The 26,771-nt window shown below is 49.4% G+C and carries 25 protein-coding genes; 9 read left to right on the top strand and 16 right to left on the bottom strand.

The window, feature by feature from the left end:
• Positions 1-3: 3 nt before the first annotated feature.
• The 6 genes from IYN85_RS19310 to IYN85_RS19335 all read left to right on the top strand — a co-directional run bounded on the left by IYN85_RS19310 (position 4) and on the right by IYN85_RS19335 (position 5,292).
• Positions 4-1,311: an ATP-binding protein gene (locus IYN85_RS19310; protein WP_196160588.1), complete on the top strand. Its 1,308-nt coding sequence runs from the start codon at positions 4-6 to the stop codon at positions 1,309-1,311.
• A 57-nt stretch (positions 1,312-1,368) separates the two neighbouring features.
• Entirely contained in the window at positions 1,369-1,749 is a 381-nt protein-coding gene (locus IYN85_RS19315) for a gamma-butyrobetaine hydroxylase-like domain-containing protein (RefSeq protein ID WP_196160589.1), read from the top strand.
• A 25-nt stretch (positions 1,750-1,774) separates the two neighbouring features.
• Positions 1,775-3,238, top strand: a complete 1,464-nt coding sequence (gene ubiD / locus IYN85_RS19320) for a 4-hydroxy-3-polyprenylbenzoate decarboxylase (protein ID WP_196160590.1) — start codon at positions 1,775-1,777, stop codon at positions 3,236-3,238.
• Positions 3,239-3,353: 115 nt separating this feature from the next.
• Positions 3,354-3,728 carry a hypothetical protein gene (locus tag IYN85_RS26000; RefSeq protein ID WP_230390870.1) on the top strand — a complete coding sequence of 125 codons (375 nt, stop codon included), beginning with the start codon at positions 3,354-3,356 and terminating at the stop codon, positions 3,726-3,728.
• Positions 3,729-3,838: 110 nt separating this feature from the next.
• Complete coding sequence (locus IYN85_RS19330) at positions 3,839-4,549, top strand: NAD(P)H-flavin reductase (RefSeq protein WP_196160591.1); 711 nt, start codon at positions 3,839-3,841, stop codon at positions 4,547-4,549.
• Complete coding sequence (locus tag IYN85_RS19335; RefSeq protein ID WP_196160592.1) at positions 4,546-5,292, top strand: TrmB family transcriptional regulator; 747 nt, start codon at positions 4,546-4,548, stop codon at positions 5,290-5,292. Before IYN85_RS19330 ends, IYN85_RS19335 begins: the two co-directional genes overlap by 4 nt.
• A 19-nt stretch (positions 5,293-5,311) precedes the next feature.
• On the opposite strand, the gene IYN85_RS19340 is transcribed toward IYN85_RS19335, so the two are convergent.
• The 8 genes from IYN85_RS19340 to IYN85_RS19375 form a co-directional block, all read right to left on the bottom strand.
• Positions 5,312-5,770, bottom strand: a complete 459-nt coding sequence (locus tag IYN85_RS19340; protein WP_196160593.1) for a bacteriohemerythrin — start codon at positions 5,768-5,770, stop codon at positions 5,312-5,314.
• Between the two features lie 62 nt (positions 5,771-5,832).
• Entirely contained in the window at positions 5,833-6,288 is a 456-nt protein-coding gene (locus tag IYN85_RS19345) for a bacteriohemerythrin (protein WP_196160594.1), read from the bottom strand.
• Between the two features lie 124 nt (positions 6,289-6,412).
• Positions 6,413-7,171 (bottom strand): LytTR family DNA-binding domain-containing protein, encoded by a 759-nt coding sequence (locus tag IYN85_RS19350; RefSeq protein WP_196160595.1) that lies wholly within the window; start codon positions 7,169-7,171, stop codon positions 6,413-6,415.
• Positions 7,168-8,235 carry a sensor histidine kinase gene (locus IYN85_RS19355; RefSeq protein ID WP_196160596.1) on the bottom strand — a complete coding sequence of 356 codons (1,068 nt, stop codon included), beginning with the start codon at positions 8,233-8,235 and terminating at the stop codon, positions 7,168-7,170. The genes IYN85_RS19350 and IYN85_RS19355 overlap by 4 nt, the downstream gene beginning before the upstream one ends.
• A 1-nt stretch (position 8,236) precedes the next feature.
• Positions 8,237-8,959, bottom strand: a complete 723-nt coding sequence (locus tag IYN85_RS19360) for an outer membrane lipoprotein-sorting protein (RefSeq protein ID WP_196160597.1) — start codon at positions 8,957-8,959, stop codon at positions 8,237-8,239.
• Entirely contained in the window at positions 8,952-10,169 is a 1,218-nt protein-coding gene (locus IYN85_RS19365) for an FtsX-like permease family protein (RefSeq protein WP_196160598.1), read from the bottom strand. Before IYN85_RS19365 ends, IYN85_RS19360 begins: the two co-directional genes overlap by 8 nt.
• Positions 10,166-10,894 (bottom strand): ABC transporter ATP-binding protein, encoded by a 729-nt coding sequence (locus IYN85_RS19370; RefSeq protein WP_230390871.1) that lies wholly within the window; start codon positions 10,892-10,894, stop codon positions 10,166-10,168. Before IYN85_RS19370 ends, IYN85_RS19365 begins: the two co-directional genes overlap by 4 nt.
• A 5-nt stretch (positions 10,895-10,899) precedes the next feature.
• Positions 10,900-11,547, bottom strand: coding sequence for a hypothetical protein (locus IYN85_RS19375; RefSeq protein ID WP_196160600.1), 648 nt, complete (start codon positions 11,545-11,547; stop codon positions 10,900-10,902).
• Positions 11,548-11,853: 306 nt separating this feature from the next.
• On the opposite strand from IYN85_RS19375, the gene IYN85_RS19380 reads away from it, so the two are divergent.
• Both IYN85_RS19380 and IYN85_RS19385 read left to right on the top strand, forming a co-directional pair.
• Positions 11,854-12,864 carry a BamA/TamA family outer membrane protein gene (locus IYN85_RS19380; RefSeq protein WP_196160601.1) on the top strand — a complete coding sequence of 337 codons (1,011 nt, stop codon included), beginning with the start codon at positions 11,854-11,856 and terminating at the stop codon, positions 12,862-12,864.
• A 10-nt stretch (positions 12,865-12,874) separates the two neighbouring features.
• The gene (locus IYN85_RS19385) at positions 12,875-13,933 is read left to right on the top strand and encodes a hypothetical protein (protein ID WP_196160602.1); all 1,059 of its coding nucleotides are present in this window, start codon (positions 12,875-12,877) and stop codon (positions 13,931-13,933) included.
• A gap of 14 nt (positions 13,934-13,947) precedes the next feature.
• On the opposite strand, the gene IYN85_RS19390 is transcribed toward IYN85_RS19385, so the two are convergent.
• From IYN85_RS19390 to IYN85_RS19415, 6 genes are all read right to left on the bottom strand, one after another.
• Positions 13,948-15,897 carry a diguanylate cyclase gene (locus IYN85_RS19390; protein WP_196160603.1) on the bottom strand — a complete coding sequence of 650 codons (1,950 nt, stop codon included), beginning with the start codon at positions 15,895-15,897 and terminating at the stop codon, positions 13,948-13,950.
• Positions 15,898-15,976: 79 nt separating this feature from the next.
• The gene (locus tag IYN85_RS19395; protein ID WP_196160604.1) at positions 15,977-17,851 is read right to left on the bottom strand and encodes a propionyl-CoA synthetase; all 1,875 of its coding nucleotides are present in this window, start codon (positions 17,849-17,851) and stop codon (positions 15,977-15,979) included.
• Between the two features lie 247 nt (positions 17,852-18,098).
• Positions 18,099-18,503: a cytidine deaminase gene (gene cdd / locus IYN85_RS19400; RefSeq protein WP_196160605.1), complete on the bottom strand. Its 405-nt coding sequence runs from the start codon at positions 18,501-18,503 to the stop codon at positions 18,099-18,101.
• 10 nt (positions 18,504-18,513) lie between these two features.
• Positions 18,514-19,224 (bottom strand): purine-nucleoside phosphorylase, encoded by a 711-nt coding sequence (deoD, locus tag IYN85_RS19405; protein ID WP_196160606.1) that lies wholly within the window; start codon positions 19,222-19,224, stop codon positions 18,514-18,516.
• 355 nt (positions 19,225-19,579) lie between these two features.
• The gene (locus tag IYN85_RS19410; RefSeq protein ID WP_230390886.1) at positions 19,580-21,016 is read right to left on the bottom strand and encodes an ATP-binding protein; all 1,437 of its coding nucleotides are present in this window, start codon (positions 21,014-21,016) and stop codon (positions 19,580-19,582) included.
• 5 nt (positions 21,017-21,021) lie between these two features.
• Positions 21,022-21,744 (bottom strand): response regulator, encoded by a 723-nt coding sequence (locus tag IYN85_RS19415; protein ID WP_196160608.1) that lies wholly within the window; start codon positions 21,742-21,744, stop codon positions 21,022-21,024.
• Positions 21,745-22,056: 312 nt separating this feature from the next.
• On the opposite strand from IYN85_RS19415, the gene IYN85_RS19420 reads away from it, so the two are divergent.
• Entirely contained in the window at positions 22,057-24,921 is a 2,865-nt protein-coding gene (locus tag IYN85_RS19420; RefSeq protein ID WP_196160609.1) for a class I adenylate cyclase, read from the top strand.
• Between the two features lie 319 nt (positions 24,922-25,240).
• On the opposite strand, the gene IYN85_RS19425 is transcribed toward IYN85_RS19420, so the two are convergent.
• Both IYN85_RS19425 and IYN85_RS19430 read right to left on the bottom strand, forming a co-directional pair.
• Positions 25,241-25,720, bottom strand: coding sequence for a chemotaxis protein CheW (locus tag IYN85_RS19425; RefSeq protein ID WP_196160610.1), 480 nt, complete (start codon positions 25,718-25,720; stop codon positions 25,241-25,243).
• 19 nt (positions 25,721-25,739) lie between these two features.
• The gene (locus IYN85_RS19430; protein WP_196160611.1) at positions 25,740-26,768 is read right to left on the bottom strand and encodes a chemotaxis protein CheB; all 1,029 of its coding nucleotides are present in this window, start codon (positions 26,766-26,768) and stop codon (positions 25,740-25,742) included.
• Positions 26,769-26,771 lie beyond the last annotated feature (3 nt).

A 26,771-nucleotide genomic window follows, 5' to 3' on the forward strand; every position in this document is an offset into this window, starting at 1 on the left:
GATATGGATCAACATCTGCGCAGCATCATTGAGGGCGTTTCCAATACCCGTGGCGCCGATTTTTTCTCGTCGATTACACTCAGTTTGGCCAAAGTTGTCGGCGCAACCTATACCTTTGTCGCCCGCCTGGACATTGATCGTTATGTCTCTGAAACCATCGCGCTGGTCGCCAATGGCAAGCTGGTCGACAATATTGAATATTCTCTGGAACACACGCCGTGTGCTAATGTCGCCGACAATGCTGTGTGCCTGTACCCTAAAAACGTCACGCATTTGTTCCCGCAAGATCAGTTATTGATCGACATGAACATTGAAGCCTATTTAGGCACGCCGCTAATCGGTGCAAGAGGCAATGTCATCGGCATTATTGTGGCGCTTTACGCAACCCCCCTTATCAATGCAGAACAAACCCAAACTTTATTCGAAATATTCTCCGGTCGAATCGCCGCCGAATTAGAGCGAGTTGAGTATGAGAAGCAACTGCTGAGCCTCAATGCGACTCTCGAACAAAAAGTGGCTGAACGGACAGCTGATCTGAATACCACGCTCAATCAACTGCAAAAGACTCAGGATCAGCTCATTGAGTCTGAAAAAATTGCCTCGCTGGGCAATTTAGTGGCCAGCATAGCGCACGAGGTGAATACTCCCTTAGGGGTTGCGATCACCGGCCAAAGCCTATTGCAGGATAGCTTTAATCAACTCGTACTGGCGCTGCAGACACAACAACTGTCAAAGTCGCAGATGTCTAACTTTGTCCAATTGTTCAGCGAAGCGCTCCCATTAGTGAGCGACAACCTTCAGCGTGCTAAAAACCTGATCAATAATTTTAAAAAAACCGCTGTTGACCAGCACTCAGACGTCAAAGAAAACATTAACCTGAATGACTACTTCCAACAGGTACTGGCAACATTAACGCCTTTGTTAAAACAAAATGGTGTCGGTTCCGAAGTTCACATTGCCCCCGACATTGAAGTAGATACATTTCCCGGAGCCCATGCTCAGATCCTGACCAACCTCATTACCAACAGCATTACCCATGGATTTAAAGGCCAGGACCATAAACGCATCTGCTTGTACGCACGCCGACAGAACAATGCCATCATCATTACCTACCAGGACAATGGTATCGGATTGACAACGGATTGCCGGGAACATATTTTCGAACCCTTCTACACGACGGCCCGGGCGCGCGGCGGCACCGGGTTGGGCATGTCCATTGTTTATAATTTGGTCAGACAGAAGCTGGCCGGGGAGTTGACCCTGCTGCCATCGGAACCCGGTTTTGGCATTGAAATTACAATGCCGGTTTAGAGAACCGACCATTCTTTTGCTAACATAGTGAACCAACTTGCTTTCGGACATCGATAGATGCAAACCGCGCCTAAATCTATTCATTATAATCGTGAAGCACGATTGTTAACGCTGACTTGGTCAGACGCGCTCGCACATGAGTTATCGGCTGAGTTTCTGCGGGTGCACTCACCTTCGGCTGAAGTACGTGGCCACGGCATTGGGCAATCCATACTGCAAACCGGGAAGAAGAACGTCAGCATATCTGGGCTGGAGCCAGCTGGTCGTTACGCTCTAAAAATTATCTTTGATGATGGACATGACAGCGGCTTATACGACTGGACTTACTTGCGTTCACTCGGTGACAACAAGCAGGCGCTATGGCAAGAATATCTGGACAAACTGGCGGAGACTGGCCAGTCACGCGAGTCTATGTTTATCTCGGTAAAACAACTCTAACCACACATCTCCTGACGGCATTGACATGAAATACACTGACTTACGCGACTTTATCGCTGGTTTGGAAAAAGCAGGTGAACTGATTCGAGTCACCCAACCGGTCGATCCACATTTGGAAATGACAGAACTCTGCGATCAGGTACTGCGTAAGCAGGGACCCGCGCTGTTGTTTGAAAACCCGATCGGCTACGACATGCCGGTGCTGGGCAACTTATTCGGTACGCCGGAACGCGTCGCCATGGGTATGGGGGCAAGCACGGTTTCCGAACTACGCGAAATCGGCAAACTACTGGCCTACCTGAAAGAGCCCGATCCGCCGAAAGGTTTAAAAGACGCCTGGGATAAAGCCCCACTTCTGAAAAAAGTGATCAGTATGGCGCCTAAAGTGTTGCGTAAAGCGCCGTGCCAGGAAAACATAGTCACCGGGGCCGATGTTGATCTGGAAAAACTGCCAATCTGGACCTGCTGGCCAGGTGATGCGGCCCCGTTGGTCACCTGGCCACTGGTCATCACACAGGGACCCGATGGCGGTCGCACCAATCTCGGAATATACCGTCAACAGCGTATTGGAAAAAACAAACTGATCATGCGTTGGCTATCGCATCGTGGCGGTGCGCTGGATTTTCAGGCCTGGCAGCAGAAGCATCCAGGTGAGCCCTTCCCTATCGCGGTTGCGTTAGGCGCAGATCCCGCCACGATTTTAGGTGCTGTGACCCCAGTTCCAGATTCATTGTCCGAGTATGCCTTTGCCGGACTGCTGCGTGACAGCCGAACCGAACTGGTCAAATGCCAAAGCCACGATCTGATGGTGCCAGCCAGTGCTGAAATTGTCCTTGAGGGATTTCTCTACCCTGGTGAAATGGCACCAGAAGGACCCTATGGCGATCACACCGGCTACTATAATGAGGTCGACAATTTCCCTGTGTTCACAGTGGAATGCATGACGCATCGACACAACCCGATTTACCACAGTACCTATACCGGACGGCCACCCGATGAACCGGCTATTCTAGGGGTAGCGTTAAACGAGGTGTTTGTCCCTATTTTGCAGAAGCAGTTTCCGGAAATTGTTGACTTCTACCTGCCGCCGGAGGGCTGTTCCTACCGGATCGCCGTAGTCAGCATGAAAAAGCAATACGCCGGTCACGCGAAGCGGGTCATGATGGGAACTTGGTCATTTCTGCGGCAATTCATGTACACCAAGTTTGTGATTGTGGTTGACGACGACATCAATGCCCGCGATTGGCAAGATGTGATATGGGCGATGACCACCCGCATGGATCCAGCACGGGACACCACGCTGATAGACAACACCCCAATCGATTACCTTGATTTCGCCAGCCCGATTTCTGGTCTGGGATCAAAAATGGGGATGGACGCAACCAACAAATGGCCTGGAGAAACCGATCGGGAATGGGGCCGCCCCATTGAAAAAGACCCTGTGGTGCAGGAAAAAATGGCGAGTTTGCTGAACCAGCTTAAAATCTAACCACACTGTCAACTTATTATTCCAACACTATTTTTCATTAGATGATCAGACAGTGTTGGAATTTTTTTTTTCCTCGCTATAATTCCTGACCTATTGGTCAACAAGAGAGTAAATCATGCCACTGGTCGAAATATACGGTTACGCGGGTTCCGTACTGATCGCGTTATCGTTAATGATGTCGAACATCATCCCCCTACGTTGGATCAACTTGGTAGGTGCGGCTATTTTTTCAACCTATGGGCTGGTGATCCATGCCTGGCCGGTGGCCGTGTTGAATGGCTTTATTGTACTGATCGATATCTATCATCTGTGGCATATCTACCGGACGCCAAAAGACGTACGAAAAACCCGGCTAAAAGCCACCAACCCGTATGTCACTGACATTCTTGCGTTGCAATGGCCGCAGCTAAAACAAATCAGCGAGCAGAGCCAGGTGGAAGTCACGTTTCACGGTAACGAACCGAAAGACTTTCAGGTTCTGGCCAGCTGATCATTATATTTGAGACTAATTCTCATCATATGGGGCCAGGTTATGGCGTTCTGATCGATAAAGCGTAAAATGTCCATGGACATTGACCAATTTATTGTGGAGACGCCGACTTGGCAACCAACACGCAAGCGACTGTACACGACATCAAAGCGCTCAGTGGCGATGTCTGGCAGGTCCGATTAAAACCCATTGAACCTTACCTTTATGCAGCAGGCCAATACACCGAACTGGTGATCGACGGTTTCGAATTCTTATTCTTTACCATCGCTTCCGCACCTCATTCGCCTTGCATAGAACTGCACATACAATGCGGTTCCGACACCAACAACCGACTGATCAAACATCTCCAGCAAACGGACGCTGTCGCACTGGCACCTGCAGCAGGTCGTTGCGTACTAAGAAGCCTGCCAGAAAGTGAAAAACCGCTGCTGCTGATCGCTTCAGGGACCGGATTCAGCCAGGTAAAAGCCATCGTGGAAGACTTGCTGCATCAGCATTCGCAGCGTCCAACCTATATCTACTGGACCAGTTATAAACTGAGCCAGCTTTATATGTTGGAAAAGGCCGAACTCTGGGCTGAGCAGAATGCACACATCCATACCGCCATGCTAATCTCCGAGCAGGGTCACTGGCAGGATAAAAACCAGATGCTGGTTCATTCCATTCTTGCCGACCATGAAGATATCGCACAGTGTCACGCTGTTACCTGCGGTTCGCCGGAAATGGTCTACACCGTGCTCGACACACTTTGCGAGCATGGCTTTCAGTCGCAACATATGATCAGTGATGTGTTCGAAATTGCACCAAGGGATAGCCAATGAATACCGCTGAAGTTTTGCGCGTTTTTGGATTGGAACCTAGGGAAACCCGTATTTATCTTGCACTTCTGGAGTCCGGGCCTGCGTCCATCCGCGATATTGCCGATCGCGCCGGTATAAACCGGGGCACAACGCACGAGCTACTTAAACGCATGCAGCAAAAAGGAGTAGTCAGCTACTTCCCCAAAGGTAAACGGCGCCATTTCAGCGCCGAGCCGCCCAGCCGGCTAAAAGAACTGGCCCTGAATCACCAGAATCAGGTCTCCGAAGCGATGGAATTACTGGAAGAAAAAGTAATCCCGCAGTTATCGCACCTGCGCCCGATTACCGGTAATGCAGATGTGCATTACTACGAAGGTGATGATGGGATTGAACTCGTCCTGAAGGATATACTGTCGACCGTCAGTGAACAGGAAGATCGCACTTATAGCGTTTATTCGGCGAAAGCGATCCGCAAACACCTATACCGTCCATTTCCAAATTACACCCGCCAACGGGTAAAGCTGGACATCAATGTACGGGTAATAGCTATTGGGGAAGGAGGCGAGGAAGCGCCTCTGGCGAATCGAAAGTGGATCGATGAAAAATCGAGTGAAAATGCGGGCTCTTACATTGCGATTTACCCACCGAAGGTCGCACTGATCTCACTCAGCGACGGTGATTTACCCACTGCCGTGGTCATCCAATCGCCCACGATCGCCAACACACATTTAACTATTTTCAACACACTGTGGAAAACGTTGTAACGATTTGCGTCACGGGCCATCAGCTAAAAAAACGCTTAGTGGCCCGCTTTATCCAGCTCGCGTGTTTTTCCGGCGTGCTGTTCAGAAAGCGGTTTTTTACCGTCGCCCGATAACTCTGATCATCAGTCATTATGTGCTTTAACAGCCAATCCTGTAGCACATCGGCCAACTCAATGGCAACATCGTCACCGTTTGCGAACCGCTCCTGTAACACCTGAATCTGCTTTTCAAACATCCTGTGCGTGACCTGATGTTCAGGCAGTTCAGCATATCCGGACTCCTCCAGCAAGGCCTCTTCGAAGGCAAAATGGGACAGAGTATAATCCACCAGCAAGTGCAACACTTTATCAATCTCTTCACGCCCACCGCGGTTTTCAGCGATGTCATGCACATCATTGATGTACTCTACGATGCGTTTATGTTGGGCATCGATCACACCGATACCCAATTCATAATCCGTTGACCATTGTATTTTCATAACATGCTCTTCTGGCTATTCTGTCAAGTAATGGCAACAATCATATCCGGCTGAGATATGAGTTACGCATGAAATAAACGGGCAATCCACGAACCCTTTCTGGCCTTGGCCCGTTTCGTCGCCTCGGCCATATTCGCTTTCACCACATCAGAATAATCGTGATCATCCCGCTTGATATGATTCACCAACCACGCCTTAAGTACATGCATAAGCTCTTCAGTAATATTTTCACCGACCTTGGCACGTTGCTGGAAACTGACCACCCGCTTGGCAAACAACTGATGAACCTTTTTATGAGCGTTGGTGAAAGGGTAGCCAGCCTCTTCCATGAGGCTTTCTTCGAAGGCAAAGTGTGACAGGGTGTAATCCACCAACTCATCCAGTAATGACAACAGTTCTTTCTGGCTCTTGGTTTTCTGCACTTGGGCCAAGGTGTTGATGTATTCCACAATCCGCTGATGTTGCGCATCGATTACCGGAATACCGATTTCTAATTCTGAACTCCACACAATTGCCATCACAATCCTCCAAGTACATGATTATCATTTCAGAGTATCGTGTGACATGACTTTTTCCAGAATCCAGATCAATAAAATGAGAATCTGCCCGATGTGAATGCTGCTGCAACACCCATGAAGACTCTTAATGAGCTTTAAACAGATGTTGCTTCGCGCGGCTGACCATCAGTGGCTTTTTGACATCCCGAAGATACAGCAGGCATTGGCCGCTCAGGTTCTTTTCCACCCGGTCGACATGCTTGATATTCACCAAGGTACTGCGATGAATGCGCCAGAAAATAGTCGAATCCAACTGCTCTTCCAGTTGTTTAATACTCAACCGTAGCAGAAACTCCCCTTCAGCACTGACCAGTGTGGTGTATTTATCTTCGGCCCGTAAATACAGCACATCGTCGACGTGGACGACTTTTATAGCTTCGCCTTTCTGCGCATTCAGCCAGGTCAGATGTTGATGTCCCCGATGCGCCCCCACCAGGTCTAACAACATTTCCACTTCGGGTGACTGGGCCGGTTTCTCAATGTGGCGTTCTTCAATTCGCTGCACGGTTTGCGCCAGACGCTTTTCGTCCAGAGGTTTTAACAGATAATCCACGGCCCCACGATCGAATGCCTGGATGGCGTACTCATCGAACGCGGTCAGGAACACGATCTGGCACTGAAAATCGGCCTGGCTCATGTGCAGTGCCACTTCCAGCCCGGACAGTCCGGGCATGTGAATATCCAGAAACACAACGTCGGGTTTCAGCTGCGCAATGAGTGACCAAGCTTCATCACCATTAGCGGCCTGAGCAATGACTTCTGCCTCCGGCCAGACTTCGGCCAGCGCTTTCTGTAAATGAAACCGCAACAAGGGTTCGTCATCGGCAATAATGACAGTGGTCATTGCGCCTCCTGTTTATCCGGCAGTGGAATTTCAATGAGCGTTCGCCAGCCGTGCTCTGTTGCCTCGCTATTTAAACGCGCGGCATCGCCGTACCGGTTATCCAAGCGCTGGCGGATATTTTTTAGACTGATACCCAACCCACTTTGCGTAGTGTGCTTGCTTGCACAGTTGTCTGTCACGTCTATCTCAAGGGCATTGCCATGTTGCTGAATACTTAATTGAATAGTGGACGTGCCGACAGACTTTTCAACGCCGTGTTTAATCGCGTTTTCAATAACGGGCTGAATGATCATTGGTGGTATCGATACCGGCAACACAGCGGTATCAATCGACTCAATCACCTGCAAACGATCACCAATACGCACTTGTTGAATGGCAAGATAAGCACGGACCAAAGCCAGCTCCTGATCGATACTGCATTGATCCTGACTGGAATTTTTTAACGAAGCGCGCAACATATGACTGAGGTCTGCCACCATCCCTTTGGCAAGTGTCGGGTCAATGTCGATTAAGCTTTGAATATTCGCCAGAGTATTAAACAGGAAGTGTGGTTCCATCTGACTTTGCAATAAACGGTTTTCCGCTTGCTGTTTGAGATTTTCCAATTCCGCCGCTTTTAGTTGTTGATCTCGCAATGCCAAAGTTAACGTTTGATTGCGATAGCGAAACCAGAAAAAGTAAAAAGCAGCGGCGCTGAACGCAAAGGCCACACCTAAATTTACAAAAAACAACCGACCAAAAAAGCCAAACGGTACTATGCCCACATAAACGATATAGCCGTAAATACAACTGGTACCAAACAAGCTACCCACGACTAAAGAAATAAGATTGATCGCCCAATCCGGTAACGGTTGCCTGCGTGTCCGCAGGAACGTTTCGATCATGGAAATGGGAAATCCAAAACAGAAACTGAAGCCGATATTGGTGATCATACCCAGCTGGTTTAACAGATTTGTGATGAAGGCAATGACACAACACACCACCACCAGCATTAGCAGGCTCTTTGGGTTAGAGACATAGGCGTGCCAGAAACCCTGTGTTTGGTCGGCTGAACTAGAGTCCATATCAAGGTGTTTCCCGAAGTAAAAAATTGGGCGTAAACCACTTATCCTGCATAGTCAGCGGCTCAACCGCATCATAATAAATGATGGTGGTCTGATCTTTCTGAACCCGATCCTGCAGTGCCATACTGCTCACTTGCCAACGGTTGTTTTCGGTTTGGCTAACAACAAATGAGGCTTGTTTAGCAAGCTTACCAGACTTCAGATAAAAATCTGCTCGTAATGGATGAAAGTTAACCGCGTTCACCCACAGAGTCACCTGACTATAACTCAGCCCTTTGCGGGCAGCGATCAGATCCAGCTTGATTTCATCGGCGTCCGTCATCTGAGATTCAATTCGGTAGTCCGTTGACCAATCCAATGACGCGACATCCCCAACACTGGCTTCGCCCATCATCTTCTGCATGGCGGTAATTCGCATGGCACGCTTTGAGGAGGGAAGAAATAACCAAAACTTATCATCGATCATCAGGACTTTTTGTCCTGCTTCACGTTCAGACCGATACACAGCCAGCGAACGGCGCTGGTCGGCAACATAAACGTCCATCACCGACTGCCGCTGCATAACCCCCTGTTCGTACACTTCAATTCGAGTAGTGACTTTCACGGTGTCATCCTGAGTGCGCATACTGTCCAAGACATCCAACGCGGACAGTGTGTCGGCCCAAAGACTCACGGAGGCTGTTGCCGTTAATAATAACAGGGCAAATTTCGTTACATTACGCATATCGTAGTGCCTCCGCGACAGTCAGTTGAGTGCCTTTACGTACGGCCAGCGCACTGGCCAGCATACTGATAACAACCACGCCAAACAGCGCCCACAAGGCCACTTCACCTGAAAAGTACACCTGCAACGGGTAGCCTTCCGTTTGTCCTGGTGGCGCGGGCATTTGGACATCAAACACGGTAAGGGCTATCGTTAATATGCCGCTTAAACCATACCCCAGCAGGGTTCCGAGACCACCCAGCAATGAGGCTTCCAACAGGAACAAGCGAATAATTTCACTGCGCCGGGTTCCCAGAGCACCCAATGTGCCAATCTCCCGAATGCGCTCCATCACACTCATGGCACTGGTATTGAAAATGGCGAACAGCACCATGATCAGTATGACGACGCCCATGACACCGAAAATCCGATCATAGAGATTTTTTACCGAGCGGTAAAAGAAGGCACGATCTTGCCAAGGCGTAACCAGCAGATGTGGGAACTCATCCGTCAAGCGCTGCTGGTAATCACTCTGCAGATCACTGTTACGCAGATAGATACTCAACTGACTGACGTTGTCCGTGTCTAACAGAAACTGCGCTGAGCTATTGTGAACCATCAGGTAGCGAGCATCCATTTCTGGAATACCGGTGGCAACGATGCCCTGCACAATCACGTCAATAGCATTCAACGCGCCATCGGATGTGGTGGACATCAAGGTTAACCCAGAGCCGATCGACGCTTGCATAGACTCAGCCAGCCCCTGCCCTAAGATCACTTCGTAATCCTGTGCTGGATCGGGTCGCAGACTCAGGGCGCGACCATCGACGATGTTTAACGCCGGTCCCATGACTTTAGGCAAATCGGTATCGACACCCCGCCCCATAAAAATGGTGGTCTTTTCACCATTACTGATTAATCCGTTAAATTCGATCGAGGGAAGCACGTAGCTGACATTCAGATCTTTTAACAACGTCGCGCGGATGTCATCACTGTCCGCCACACCCAATTGCAAAGGAAACTCTTCTTCACGTTCAAAAAAATCTGGATGACTGAGAATCAATTGGCCATTTTCGCGCATAGCAAATTCCTGCAACGACTCATAGGTATACAGAGCGAAACCGGTCGTGGTCATAATACCGGTTACACCCATGGCGATAAGCAACAAGGTCGCTAAGGTACGACGTCGGTTACGACCTAAATTCTGCCAGGCTAATAGAATCCATTTCATGACAGTTCCCCCAAGGTAATGTGGTTCTCTGACACCGGTTTAACAGTCACCGATTCGCGAACGATGAGACCGTGATCGACGTGAAGGACAGAATCACTGTACGGTAACAAGCGCGGATCATGTGTCGCGATCAAACACGCGGTACCCTGTTCAGTCGCCAGTGCTTTCATCTGCTCTATCACCTGCGTCGCCGTCTCAGCGTCCAGGCTGGCAGTGGGCTCATCAGCAATAATAATGCTCGGACGTTTTACCAGCGCGCGTGCGACGGCGACCCGTTGCGATTGACCACCTGACAACTGTTCTGGCTTTTTGTCGGCGAAATCCGACAACCCAACCTGCTTCAGTACTTCACGTACCCGTTGTTTTTTATCGGCTTCAGACCAGTCAAGCAGCATCAACGGGTAGGCAACGTTATCCGCGACCGTCATCACCGGTACCAGATTAAAACTCTGAAAAATAAAACCCAGATGTTGACGACGGTAGTCAGTCCGTTGCCGCTGCGTCAACTTGTTCAACACCGTATTTTTATGGATCAGCTCGCCGCCATCAAGCGTTTCGATCAAACCGCAGATGTTCAACAGCGTACTTTTGCCACTTCCGGACGGACCGAGAATCGTCACAAACTGGCCTTCGTCAACGGACAGACTCGCGTCAGTCAGAACGCTAATCGGTTTACCGCCAGACAGATACGACTTAGACACATGTCGCGCGACTAAAGTGCTCATGATCATCACTCCAGTTCAGCGGCGGCTGCGGTGTATTCATCGGAGAAACCCTTCGCGGCCAGATCTATTTGCCACTGCGCCGCCTGCTCAGATTTATCAACTTGTAAGGCGGCGGCAATGGCGTAGTAATAAACATAGGTCTGAGCTTGCGCAGGCATTGCTAAAAATACAGGGTCGGACAACACATCTTCAAACAGGTAATAGCCGTCTTCATGACGACCGAAAAATTCCGGCACCTGAGAAAAGGTAATCGCCGCAGTGGTTTTAACGTGCAGATACACCGGCATCTGTTCAAACAGTTGGGTTTTGTGTTGATCCTGAAGCAGACGCACGGCCAGCGACATTTCATCGAGACCTTTCTCGGTATGATTCATTTTGGACCAGGGCATCAACGCATCGCGACCCATGAGCGTGTGACTGCTGCCGAGCAGCACCAACGCCAGCGGATCGTTCACATCGTCGGTATAAATGTCTTGCCACTGTTGCGCCAATTTTTTTGCAGAACCGCCTTCATCACCCGAAACGGCAAGGTATTGTTGATAGGCCAACTGAAACTCTTCACTATCATAGTCTGCTGCATTAATCGGATTAAAACAGCTCAGGGCAACGGCGATCAGAATCAGGGCGTGTATGGATAAAGAATGCGTTTTCATAGTGAATCTCCTTTGAATTGATGAGATCACTGTAACGGCGTGTCGACCTCGTTGCCGGGGCGTGCGATAAACCGTTGTCTGCAGGCGTTATTGGTCAGTATGGCGGACAAACGGATCTGGTTCTCCGCAATGTAATGTACAGACGTTTCATCGGCTCTACCTTCCTTTTATCGCCAAAGGCAACCGTTTATCACTTCCAATACGTTCCCAGCACTCGCCGGTTTATGGTGCATGGCATAGATAAATGTCTTGAACCGTCTGCAAAGCGATTAACGCCCGCATTCCAGAATCAACAGGAAAACCGTCATGAAACGTTTATTAACCACCTTATGTTTCATTCTTTGTTTCGGTGCGGCCGCAGCTAACCCCTTCGGTCTACCGCAAAAGGAACCTTACTTTACCGCTGTTTCACCGGTGTTTGGCTACGACCCCGCCTACGGCACATTGCTGGGCTTTGCCTGGTTTTCGTACCCAACCGGAGAGGTGGCACAAGCACAAACCCGACGCAATTTGAGTTTTGTCATGCGCTTCGGCACAAACGGTGCGTTGACCTATCAGCAGGAGAAACCGAATGCCAGCGCTCACTGGGGCTGGGATTACGGTTTTTCACTGAACAATTTTTTTGATTACCAAACGGCAGAACGATCAACTGAGATTCTGCAAACCTACGATCAACTGACGTTGTCTGCCAGAACCAAAGCGCGCCGCAAACTGCATGACCATGTTGAATGGTACCTTGGCCCCTCTTTTCATTGGCAATGGCATGAACAACAACCGGATGTGGCAGAAGGTTACCTTTTTAGTGGGTTAACGCTGGATCACCGGGATGATCCGGTCAACGGTCATAGTGGTTGGATGGCGAATGCCGAAATGCGTTACCAACCGGCAGGTCTAAACAACCAGCTCGACACGAGCAGCAGTCAGTTGAGACTCGAGAGTCGAGTTTTTCTACCCCTGTCGGCCCAGCAGACATTGGCGCTGCGAACCATCGCTGAAACCGCCTTGGGAGAAGGATTGGTCAGCGAAGCCGGCGGCTCAGAATTACTCAGAGGTTATCTGACCAGCCAGTTTGAGGCACCAACGATGGCCGCTGCGCAAATCGAATACCGATTCCCGATCTGGCGTTTCATGAAAGGCGTCGGCTTTGCGGAATCGGTCCATCTGTTTGAAGGCGCTTCGGTCAGCCACTACCAATCGGCTGGCGGCGGCTTCCGGTTTGGATTACCGCCTGATCAATCCATGTCCGTTCGATGGGATATTGCCGTGAATGACCAAGGGCAATGGCAAACCTTTGTTAATTTTAATCAGGTTTTTTGAGGTACCACGTATGCGTCCTGTTATCACTTACCTAGGCTTTTTGCTCACTGCCATTGTCGCAACTGAAGCGGCAGCGATGACCGGTACTCTTGATGCGGTTTGGTCATTAGATCGTGTTTGGCCGGGCAGCCACGCCTTACAGAACTGGACTGACGCGCAGGACTGGCAAGCACAATCCGAAGTCGACCTGGGTCTACAACACAACGGCTTTACCGTGCTTGCGCATATCAGTGACAACGCCGTCTCGCTCAACGAACTCTATTACGATCTGTCTTGGGCAGGCGCCGAATGGAGTGTTGGTCGCAAACCACAGGAATGGGCATACGGTTACAGCCAAAGCGCACTGAACTGGGTCGACGAAGACTTAATGCTCATGCGTGAGCAGTTCTTTTCGTTTGGCAGCTGGCAAAGCTGGTGCTATAGCCTCGACGATACCGCTGGTTGCGCCAATCGATTATCGGGCTGGTTCAATAATGCGGACTGGCAGATGATGATCGATTACCGCGACTATTGGCGGGCAGGTTTGGCCGTACAAACGCTGATCGGTGATGGTGGTTTGGTCTACGCAGAACTCTATAGCAGTGAAACGGAGCGTTACACGAAACTAACAACGATCGGACCGGCAATCCACATTGCCGAAACCGTGGAAGGTGCTCAACGTCAAATGAATCTCGGAGCCCAATGGACGTTTCCATTCAAGTTGACGTTACAGACGGAAGTCCGTTGGATGCAACAAGGTCTGAATACTAATGACTGGAACACCATTCACGCCCAGCTGGATTCAGCGAATGCGGCATTGATCGGAGCAGCATTTGCGGAGCCGCTGACCCAACAAAAATGGATGGTCCGCTTTGCTCAGCCTTGGCGGGATTTCAATATTGAGAACGTCAGTGTTTACTGGCCCCAGGCAAATCACAGTCTGTTTAACCGGACTCAGATCGGCGTCGATATCAACGCCACGCTCAGTGCCGAAATCGTTTGGGAACATCATGTCAAAGGAAGCGTATTGAACGACATCGGTCAGGGAAACCGAGTGGCTATTCAGTTTCAGTTCACCGATGGTTTTTGAATCGTATTGATATATCAATCGATCACCTCAACACGGTTTTTACCCTCGGTTTTCGCAAAATACAATGCTTCGTCAGCCAGCCCGAGTATGGTGTCCACTTTCTCATAGTGACTGGCTACACTGACGACGCCAAAACTGGAGGTCACCTGATATTGAGGAATAACGCTGATATTGGCAATGGCTTGACGCAATTTCTCGGCCATCTGCCGCGCACCTTCCATGTCGGTACCCGGGCAGACAATCAAAAACTCTTCGCCACCCCAGCGACCTACAGTATCAATGCGGCGGATCGATTGGCTGGCGATATCGCTGATCGCTTTTAATACCTTATCACCTTCCAGGTGTCCGTACTGGTCGTTAATTTTTTTGAAGTTGTCAATATCAAAAATTATCACTGAAAATATTGTTTGATAGCGCTGATAACGCTGCCATTCCTCTGCGAGACATCGATCCAGCTTGTACCGATTCGGCAATCCGGTCAGGCTGTCGGTTTCTGACAGAGAAAGCAGTAATTTGCGATAACTGATGTCGGTACTGACCGCAGAGTAACCCTTAATGGTATTGGCTTCTGAACCGATAATCGGATCAATATTCATTTCTACGTAAAAGGCAGATCCGTCTTGATGTTGATTTTTCAGTTCACCGTGCCAGCTTTGACGGTTCATCAACACTTTCCACATTTGCTGAAAAACATCCGCCGATTGATCGGGGTGTCTTAACAAACTGATATTCGCTCCGATCAATTCATCTTTCTCATAGCCGCTGATTCGGCAGAACGCATCAGAAACCTGCACGATCGTGCCAGCCAAGTCTGTCTCCACTGACATCACGTATTGGTCAATCACCTGCAGCTGCCTTTGCAGGTCATAATTAAGTTCATTTAATTCTCGGGTCCTGGATTTTACCGTTTGCTGCAACCGACGGTTAACCGCCAGCATGACCAAAACGATCACAATCAGTATAAAACTGACGCTGGCAATGATCTTTATCCAGAACGCGGTCTGCTTCTCCGGTGTCCTCAGATAGTGGGGTAGCGTCAAGCCGTCGAGTTGGGCAGATTGTGGTGCCATTCGTAATTGCTTATAAATGTCCGCTATGCGTTCGAATCGAGCGTCATACATCGTGCCCAGTTCGATGTAATTGGCAGCGATCATGGTAATGGATTTCTCAGCTTCAAAGGTCAACTGATCCATTGAGACATTCGGATTGTATTGCTCAATGATCCAACGGCTGATTTCGTCTGGATTGGCAACAGCATATTCCCATCCCCGAATAGTAGCATCGGCAAACTCTTTTGCCCGTTCAGGAAATGCTTCGACGTAATCCTGACTGGCATAAAGCAGGTCGCCATAAAAATCAATTCCGTAATTACTGGGGTCAATAATTCTGACATCGATACCACGCTCCTGGTATTGATGCGGCTGATCGGTGCTGTAGCCAACCATGGCATCGATATCATCGTCGAGCAAAGCAAATGTATTAAAATTATGCGGGACCTGCTCAAACCGGTCGGCAGGGATATTTAATGACGCAAACATGGCAACGACCGCAGCATCGTCAACACCGGACTCCACCATGACCCGTTTGCCAATCAGTTCGTAAGGGCTGAGGATATTGTCTTCCGCTAAGGTAATGAGCACGAGCGGTGAATGTTGAAACACGGTAGTAAGGACAACGAGATCCTCACCGAGCAGCCTGCGCAGCACCAGGCTGGAATCCGCCACACCAAAGGTGGCTTCTCCTTCCCTGACAGGTTTGAAAAGATCTTCGCTACCATCACGCGAACGCAGTGTCACATCAAAACCGGCGTCTTCAAAATATCCCAGTTTCTGGGCGGCATAATAGCCGGCAAACTGCCATTGATGTTGCCATTTTAACTGTAAAGTAACCGGCTCTAACGCTGCCGCCTTCGCCCATCCAAAGCACATAAGCAGGATGACAAAAAAAACTTTGGCCAACGACATGAGAAATCCACTGACTAACGAACATACTCTAAACCATAGACCAAGAATTAAAGGCCCGAAACGATGAAACTTCCTTTTTTCAGGAAGCCGTCAACAGGGGTTCTAGCTCATCCAGCGCTGTCGGATCATCGATGGTGGATGGAATCGTATAGCGTTCGTTATCGGCCATTTTTCTGAGCGTTGCGCGTAATATTTTACCGGAGCGGGTTTTTGGCAGGCGATTGACGATCAGCACACGATTGAAACAGGCGATGGCACCGATCTCATCACGGACCTTCGCGATCAGTTCGCTGCACAACTCATCTTCATCCGGGTAGACCCCATCCTTCAACACCACCAGACCCAGCGGCAGCTGACCCTTGAGTTCATCCTGAACACCAATAACCGCACACTCCGCGACCGCGTCGTGCGCGCCCAGTACGGCCTCCATCTCACCGGTTGATAGCCGATGCCCGGCAACATTAATGACATCATCGATGCGCCCCATCACAAACAGATAACCGTCTTCGTCGATATAACCGCCATCACCCGACACATAAAAACCAACAAACTGTTTCAAGTAACCGGACCGAAAGCGAGCCTGATTATTCCAGATCGTAGTCAAACAGCCCGGCGGTAACGGCCGCTGCAGAGCAATTAACCCCTGTTCATTGGGCTGAGCAAAATGACCGCCCGCGTTGAGAATTTCCACATTGAAACCCGGCAAGGGTTTGCAGGCGCTGCCGGGTTTGGTGGCGAATCGCTCAATACCCAGAGGATTGCCGGAAATAGCCCAACCGGTTTCGGTTTGCCACCAATGATCGACCACTGGTTTGCCAGTATGCTGTTCAGCCCAAGCCAACGTTGGCGGGTCCAGTCGTTCACCCGCCATGAAGATCGTCTGTAACGAACTGAGATCGTACTGCTGTATGAACTTACCGTCCGGATCTGTTTTCTTGATCGCCCGGAAAGCCGTTGGTGCAGCAAACAGGACTTTGACCTGATGTTGTTCTACTACACGCCAGAATGCTCCAGCGTCAGGCGTCCCAACGGGTTTGCCTTCATAGAATACCGTTGTACACCCTTTTATTAATGGCGCATAAACAATATATGAATGCCCTACCACCCAACCAACATCCGACGCAGCCCAGAAGACTTCACCTGCCTCCATGCCATAGAGCGCCGACATGGAGTAATGCATGGCTACGGCGTGCCCGCCATTATCCCGAACGACGCCTTTCGGCTTACCGGTGGTTCCGGAGGTATAGAGAATATACAGAGGATCCGTCGCCTGGACGCTAACACAATCGACTCCCGTCGCGTCCACTAACAGGTCTTGCCAGCGCAGAAACTCAGGCTCAACGAGTTTGGCTTGATCTCGTTCCCATACCACGGTCTGTTTTGGCTGATAGCTGGCCAACTCGAGGGCTTTACGCAACAGGGGCTGATAATCAATCAACTTGTTTACTTCCAGGCCACAGGTCGCCGACAGGATGACCTTCGGCTCAGCATCATCAATACGCACTGCCAGTTCATTTGCGGCAAAACCACCGAAAACAACCGAGTGAATGGCGCCTAAACGGGCACAGGCCAACATCGCAATAGCAGCTTGAGGAATCATCGGCATATAAATAATAACGCGGTCACCCTTGGTGACACCCAGCGCCTGCAACATACCGGCACAAAGCCGAACATCTTCCAGCAGTTGCGCGTAGGTGAAACGTTGACCAGTTCCGGTCATAGGGGAATCGTAAATCAACGCCACCTGATCTCCACGCCCCTGTTGAACGTGCCAGTCCAGCGCGAGATACGCTGTATTTAGTTTGCCATCGGTAAACCAACGATCATTACCCAATTCATCCAGCGCGAAACCCACCGTGGGCGGCTCAAACCATGCCAATGCTGATGCTTGCTCCAACCAAAACTCATCCGCGTGTTTGCGCGCCCGATGGTGCTGTTCGTTGTAATTGCCCATGCTGCCTCCGATATTCGTTTCTTATCTTTGCTTGTCGACAATAAATCGGTATTGATGCCTATAAAGCGCCAATTAAGCACGAAAAACAACCATATTGTTAACAATTAAGACCAATGTCTAAGAAATCTGAATAAAGAAAAGCCAATCGACGGACACGTACATTCAGGTGGTATAACGAAGAAACAAAACGGGAAAGAATTGAGCCAAAGGGCTTTGGCTCAATATAGATAGATGCTGATGCTGATGCTCAGTCTTCCGGCATTGAGAAGCCGTCCGGCAGCAGCCCCTGCACGGTCCAGGTTTTGGTTTCACCATTCTTATTGCAAGCAGTCACTTTGGCATCAGGTTTCATAAATTCGCTGATGACTTGACGACAGGCGCCACAGGGTGAAAACAGTTCCGGACGATCGATGTACAGCACTAGTTCATCGATCTCACCTGGTTGTACCGACTCGGTAACGGCCGTCGTTATCGCATTGCGTTCTGCACATATAGCCATACCGTAGGACGCGTTTTCAACGTTGCAGCCCATAAAGGTTTGACCATTTCTGGTATGGATGGCAGCGCCGACCTGAAAGTTACTGTAGGGTGCGTAAGCTTTTGTTGCCGCCACCTTTGCCATCGAAAGCAGGGTATCAAATTGCGTGCTCATAAAAGCGCCTTTAAAACGTCAACGCTGCGTCGAGCGTGATTTCGATCATGTCGTTGAATGTCGTTTGTCGATCATCCGCACTCAGGGCTTCATGACGTAAAATGTGATCACTCACCGTCATCATCGCCAGTGCATTCGCACCGTATTCTGCTGCCACGCCATACAATCCCGCGGCTTCCATTTCGACCGCCAGAACATTCATGTTAGCCAATGTCTGCATGATGCCATCAACGGGAGAATAGAATAAATCAGCGGAAAAGACGTTGCCGACCCGAACCTGCTTACCAGCGCCCCGTGCCGCCTTGACCGAGGCTTCAAGCAGGTCATAATTCGCGATTGCCGCGTAGTCGTAGCCTTGTAGCCGGGCGCGGTTTACGTTGGAATCCGTACTGGCCCCCATGGCAATAATCACGTCGCGCAATTGAATGTCATCTTTCAGGGCACCACAGGTACCAACTCTGATGATGTTTTTGACGCCGAATTCGGTAATCAGTTCTTTGGCGTAAATGGAAATAGACGGAATCCCCATTCCTGAACCCATGACAGAAACGGTTTTGCCTTTGTAGGTGCCGGTGTATCCGTACATGTTACGGACTTCGTTGACCAGCACAGCATCCGTCAGGAAGGTTTCTGCAATGTGTTTCGCACGCAGCGGATCACCCGGCATCAATACAGTTTCTGCGAAATCACCTTTTTCTGCTTTTATGTGTGGCGTTGCCATATCTTCCCCTTTCGTTTAAAAACCTGACCAATTGAACAGGTTAACTATAACGACTTACCCATCAAAAGGCCAAGCCTTGCTGAAAATTTTATGCCGCTCCCGATCTCTGCGCATACTGTCAACAAATGCGTGGGCACTCGCAGGTCTAGTGTTGGCACCGAAACGGGGGAAACAAGCTTCAGCATAGAAGAGGTAGAAGAAAAAAGGGAGAAAATTCAAACACTGATCGTCACAAATCAGCCAATCGACGAGAATAGCCTAGGGAAAATATGTGTGCCCTAGCCTGAAAATTTCATCATAGGTCGAGGGCTGAGGGATGCAACGATATTTTGTACGATGTGGTGTATTTCTAGGGCTAGATTCGTGGCAAGATAATCGCGGCTTCCAAGCCTGACCCTACTCGATTTCGTAACTGCAAGCGCCCCCCATGCGCGTGAACAATGTTGCGGGCAATGCTCAAACCCAGTCCTGCCCCGCCCGTATTGCGGTTACGGGAGCTTTCCAGCCGGACATAGGGATCAAAAACCTTTTCAAGCTTCTCTTCCGGGATGCCGGGTCCTTTGTCCACCACATATATTTTTAGTTCCGAACGGGTATCGACTAAATCGAGGCGAACATCTTTGCCATAAAATATGGCGTTATTAATCAGATTGGAAATCGCCCGCTTCAGTGCCAGGGGTTTACCAAAGAAGGGACGGCGAGCAATGCCCCTTATTTCAATGTCCGTTCCCATTAACTTAAATTCATCTTTAAAGGTGCGAACCAGCTGGTTGATGTTGATTGCGTGAATGGACTCGTGAATATCGGTGCTTTTACCGAGATCCAGGGCGCCTTTAACCATGGCGTCCAGTTCTTCGAGGTCGACAATCATTTTGCGTTTAACGTCGGATTCCGGCATGAGCTCAGAGCGCAACCGTAAACGGGTAATCGGTGTTTTCAGGTCGTGGGAAATGGCGGAAAACATACGTTCACGGTCTTCGATGAAGCGTAATACCCTCTCTTGCATGAAATTAAAGGCAATTGCCGTTTCTCTCACTTCCCGCGAACCTTCGACCTGCAGCGGTTTCAAGTCATACTCTAAGTCGGTTCCCAAATGACGAGCGGCACTGGCCAGTTTCATGAGCGGACGGGTTAACCAGCGCACCATAAACCAGCTGACCACCAGCAGGATGGCCAGCATAATCAACACAAACAACACCTGGTCGGCACTCAGATAACGGGCTTCGCTGAGGTAATAGGGTTCCCGCAGCAAACCGGCCAGATACAACCATTCACCTTCTCCAATCGGCACCTGAGCGACCAATACCGGGGCTGGTTCCGGCTCGCGGATCAACGAGTTTTGCGCCCACCGTTCAGGTAAATCAACCAGTTTTACGCCGTTATAAACACGCAATTCCAACGGGTCGGCAAACTCAACTTTCAACCCTTCCAAACGACTGCCAATTTTCTCTTCAATGGCGCCGTTGAAGTCCTCCAGAAAGGTCTGTTTGCGTTCGCTTTCGTAGATGGGGTCAACATCTATGTATTCGGCATTTATAGACACCAAATAGCGCGAGCCCCCCATGTCCCGAAACTGATTCAGAATAATGTGGCGGTATTCGCGCGGGTAAGAACGGATAAATTCCATAGTTGACGCAATCGAATAGGCCATATCGCGCGCCATTTCCTTGCCCTGTTCGATTCGACGGCTTTCCAGCACATTAAACCAAAGGGTATTACTGACCAGAAACGCCAGCAACAAACCGGCGACCATAAACATCATGAAACGGGCAAATAACGATGATGGGCGCATCAAAGTCAGGAATTCACTTCAACCGGAGTGGTTAATATATATCCCGCGCCGCGAACCGTTTTGATCATTTGAGGCGACTTTCCATCATCTTTGAGTTTTGAACGCAACCGACTGATCTGGACATCAATTGAGCGATCAAATGGGGATGCATCGCGCCCGCGCAAATGATGAGACAGATCGTCCCGACTCAACACTTCGCCTGGCCGCGTCAAGAATAGGCGTAAGAGATTGAAATCTGCCCCATTTAGCGGTTCTGGTGGCTCATCGGCATACTGCAATTCACGATTGGTCATATGCAGGGTAAATTGTCCAAACTTGATCGACTCGATTTGTTTGCTGCTTGAAGAACTGGTTTCTTCAAAGCGCCGTAAAACGGCCTTAATGCGGGCCAATAATTCGCGCGGATTAAAGGGTTTGCCGACATAGTCGTCCGCGCCCAACTCCAAACCTATGATACGGTCGGTTTCATCCGAGCCAGCCGTAAGCATGATAATGGGGACATTTGAGGTGGTGCGCACTTCTTTACACAACGTGAAGCCGTCATCACCAGGCATCATGATGTCGAGTACAATCAAATCAAAATGATGAGCCGCCAACTGTCGACGCATAGCATTGCCTTCTTCCGCCGACTCAACGTGAAAGCCATTTTTATGCAGATACTCGGTAAGTAGTTCCCGGATTTCCTGATCGTCATCGACTACGAGCAATTTTTTTTGTTGTTCGGACATACTGCATTCACCGTCGTTTTGAGCTTGCCATTTAAATGTAGACTTAACTTGCATGAAATAATGCCGACCGCGGCGAATTTTTTCACCCCGAATCGTCATCTCTGTATATTCTTCAGGATTCACGGAGCATTGGGGGAATCACTCGATACTAAATAAACTTGAATTGCGGCCGTCAACAAGCGAGTCTCTTAGCATTTTAATGCTAACCTGCTTAACCAGTTTAGTCTGTAACAAAGTATTACACCCCTTTCGACAAAAAACTCAACTAAACTCAGCTTTATAATCAATGACCTGACCGAAATTCAACCACAGATGACAGAATCCGCCAATCGAGCCGCTGACACCGGCTACATACAGAGTAACAGCCCAACGTCTGCGCATGTGCAGCATGCGACTCAACGTTTTATGGTGGTTAACGAGGGACGAATCAGTCGGGTGCGTGAAGGTTTGCAACCCAAACAACAACAATGCTTTGACCTCTTGCCATTATTGTTTCATACCAACCGTGATGGCTTGCCCGGCTATATGAACAGTGCCGACACCCCCACGGGCATAGCCAACTACCATCCCAACGATTCGTTACAACGTCTGGCACAAAGCCTGAGTCGGGCTCAGATCAATCAACGGATGCAATTGACTAAGCCGCAGTTGTCGGCACTTTATTTGATGGGGTCGAGCGGTAGCATCGGGCAGTCGACATCGAGCGATCTGGATATCTGGGTATGCTACAACAGCGACCTGAGCGATCACCAAATTCAGCTACTGGATGAGAAATCACGCGCGATTTCTGCCTGGGCAATGGACTTTAATCTTGAAGTGCATTTTTTCCTGATGAATGCACATCGTTTTTCAGGAGGCGAGCAGCAATCGCTGACCGGCGAAAACTGCGGTTCGACACAACATGTTCTGTTGCTGGATGAATTTTACCGCACGGCGCAGCTGTTAGCCGGCAATATCCCAGCCTGGTGGTTGGTCCCTGTGGCTCACGAGCAAAATTACGCCGACGTTGTACAGACGATGTATGACGAAGGTTTCATCAGTGACAATAACTGTACAGATTTTGGCGCCATTGCACGGTTACCGGCAGGAGAATTTATCGGTGCGGGTATGTGGCAGATTTACAAGGCTATTGACTCACCATACAAATCGGTTTTAAAACTGATCCTTTTGGAAATCTATGCCCGTCAGTATCCACTCATCAACAGTCTTGCGCACTGGTACAAATCCGACATATACCGGATGCAACTCTCGCTGGATGATCTCGATCCCTATGTGATGTTGTATCGAAGAATTGAAGAGTACCTCATTGAGCGGGAAGAATTTCAACGCCTCGATCTGATTCGTCGCTGTTTTTATTTCAAGGTTGGACTCAATCTATCCAAAACCACAAAAAGTTTTAACTGGCGCCGGGAACTCATGGATTTTCTGGTCAATTCCTGGGGCTGGGACAAAAGAACGCTGGCGCACCTGGATAATTTCCGTTCATGGACCATAGAGGAAGTGCTTGACGAACGTCGTTTACTGATTAATGAGTTGACTCACAGCTACCGTTTTTTGACCGAGTTTGCGTCGGAGCATCATGGTGGTCATGTCATGAGCCAACGCGACTTACTCATCCTGAGCCGAAAACTGCACGCAGCGTTTGATCGTAGACCCGGAAAAATTGATTTTATCCGCATTGGACTGGACGTGGATCTGAGCCACGAAAAGATTCGCTTGTATGAACGTGAAAGTAAACAGGAACCGGGCGTGTTTTTATGGGCAGCCTATAATCGGCCGCTGGACAATGACCCAGCGCCGTCACCGTTAAAATACTCCAAGGGTTTATTGGAGACACTGTTGTGGTCGCACTTAAACGGGCTGATAGCCGCGCATCTTCACATCCCTGTTTTTCCGGTAAAACAACACAGTGTCTCCGAATTCGAAATTCGCATGACGCTGTCGTCAATGCGTCAGCTGATTCCATTGCCATTACCCAAAACCGACAGCACCAGTTTCTATCACCCGGCTATTCTGACCAAGGTCGTGTTATTTATTAACCTGGGACGCGACCCGCTGCACTATTTGTCCGCAAAGGGACTGCAGAAAATTTCCGCGCGCAGCAATAGTCTTGATTTCAGTGGATTGAGAGAGAACCTGGTGCTCAGTCTGGACATGGTGCTGATAAACACCTGGGGAGAAGTCGTTGTTGAACGATTCATCGACGACGATGCAATGACAAAGGCACTGAAATCGCTGATCAACCGGGTAAACAAACAGAGCCGTAGCGGACTGCCCTTAGTGGAAACGGTGTGTCACAACCAAACTCGTCCACAGGCCATTGCCAAACGCGTTAAAGACCTGTTCAGCGATGCATTGTCTGCCCTATGTTCACCGACCAACCCCAAAAATACCCGCTTCACATTCAACATCAGTGATCAGTACGTTATTTTCCAGCATCTCAACAAAGTCACCAACTTTCTGCAATTGCACAGCCTGACGGAGCTTGAACGTCAACTGGCTCAGGAGCAAGCGGAATACAGCCCGGTGATTTTCGATCGACACTTTCAGGAAGAGCACCCACTGCTTACGCTGCTGTACTCGCATCACAATGCAAACATGGTGAATATTGCCTTTGAAATACAGAAAACTGTCGTGGACTATTTTGTACTGGACGAACAGGGCTCATTGAAACGATTTACCCAGCCCTTCCACAGTATGGAAAACGTCCTTTCGCCATTGGTACGATTTTTAAAAGTCACAGAACACCGGCAACGCAGCAACACGGATGTGCAGTTAATGCCGCAAAGAATCATTCAATGTTTTCAAATTCAACGTAAAAATGCCACTTTGCAGCTGACCCGCATTAAGCTAGGCGGCTTGGTTAACAAAGGACGCTTTATCAGCATCCAGGTGAATGTCGACATTAATGACCAAGGTGGGTTCGACTACCATGTCGTGTGTAATGAACAAGAATTCCACAGCACGGTATTGGGTGACAACCTTTATAACGCCATTGCCTCATTTATACTCGGGCTGCGTGCGTCTGGTCAGAAATACCCGACCTACATCACTGACCTTGCGTTAACAGAAGCAGTCACAGAAAACCTACCATTCGGCCACGACCAGACATTGCATTACATCGAAATGAAATTAAAACTGGAAGCGCGTATCAACAACGCCATGAATCAGCTGTAAAAAAACCGATGAAATGATCGGGTTGTCTCACGTTACCAGAAATCCAATACAGGTCATAGTGTCCTAAGTTGGAAGATCGTATAGTTTCAGAGCGAACGGGAAACGCTAGTACAAGGCGCTCTTTGTAGAGAATATCGAGATCTTTTCAAGAAGAGCAACGCCGTAGCAGTTTTTTTCATGAGTTCCCTTCGGGCGCGACATTCAAGCTCTCTAGCGTCGTTCTGCCTCTTGCCAATGGAACAGCCATTGACTGTGAGACACGCCTTGCTAAAGACATTGAATGACACGCTGAATACATGCGAACTTCTGACTCAGGACACTAGCCAAGCTTGGCTAACAACGACTCCAGGTAATCCAGATCGGGAATTACAGCCTTACCCAGTTGCGTAATGACCGCCATCTTCTCCGCAATCCCAGTCGACGTTTGTTTGTCTTCACGCACTTCAGCTTCTGACAGTTTGATCATACGCGGAATACCCTGGACCAATACCGCAAAAAAGCGATACCGAGACTGCCCCGTGGTAGCATTGAATACCGCTAAACGAGCATTGTCGGAATCTCGGCCATGAACCTGGCTATTGGCAATTTCGTAACTGATAACAGGAATATGCTCGCCGCGCCATTGCGCAAATCCAATGGACCAGGAAGGAGCACCTTCATAGGATTCAATTTGCGGAAGTGGCACCACTTCGGCAATAACCACGTTAGGTACCAACAAACTCTTGTTTTGCACCGGAACCAACAAACTGGCCACAATATTCTGGTTAGTGCTGATTTTCATTCTGGTCGGACTTTTCATCTCATACTTCCTTAACGCTTTAAGCGGCTTGCTCTTGATGTTCAGCAAGCCAACGTATCAATTTCTCAGCCATTTCAGTCGGAGTGCCCCGCCAATCGACCGTTCCGGCCTCAAAAGCAGAGTCCGGCATGGAGCTTTGCACGCAGCTTTCAGCCGACTGAGCCCAAACCGTGCCTTCATTCTGTTTCACCAATGCGGACCCCAAGGCACCATCGCTACCCATGCCACTAAATATGATGGTGTTGCATTTCGACCCGAAATGCTCGGTGACGTTTTCCAACAAATGATCGTGACTGGGGCCGTAAGGACCGCTCCACGGGTTCGCCTGCCATAAAATGCCGTGGTTTTCCGTAAAGTTCACTTCGTTATCGACCGGTATGACACACACTTGCCCATTGGCCATTTGCACACCATGCTCGCCGTTAATCACAGATAAAGCGGTGTGGCGACCCACCGAATGCACCAACGCATCCAGACAACCGGCATCAATGTGCTGAGCATACAAGAAGGTAGCGGGTATTTCGGCGGGCAACAGATCAAGAAATTCCTTCACGGCTTGAGGACCACCGAGAGAAGCGCATAGGACCCAAACAGGACCCAACTGCGGGCTGGGTGCGTTTTTTAATGACTCTGGCAGCTCAAACACTGGCTGTTCAGACTTAGCCATCAGTGTGTCGAGGTTTATCTGAGGTGCTGCGTTACTCTTGTCTTCAACGGCTGGCGCAAAAGACTCCAGTTTTTCGTGTATTCGCCTGCACCAGCGAATATAGTCTTCATCGTTTTTACCCGGAATATTGCCATCACCAAAGAGGATCGGAGCTTCGGTCAGCTCCAGAATTTCCTGAACAAAGTCAGTCCACTGCTCTTCCTCTTCCAATTCCACCACCCACAAACGAATGGTTTCATTGGCAAGGAACGCTTTATTCAAACGCTCTGGCGAGGTATTGACCGCCACTTCATAACCGGCCTCCGTGATCACAGACTGCATCTGATGCTGGACCAACGGAGTCGTCGCAATGATACCGACACGATTATGTTTGCCATTCATCAG

The sequence above is a fragment of the Reinekea sp. G2M2-21 genome, from assembly GCF_015687175.1.
Classification (GTDB): domain Bacteria; phylum Pseudomonadota; class Gammaproteobacteria; order Pseudomonadales; family Natronospirillaceae; genus Reinekea.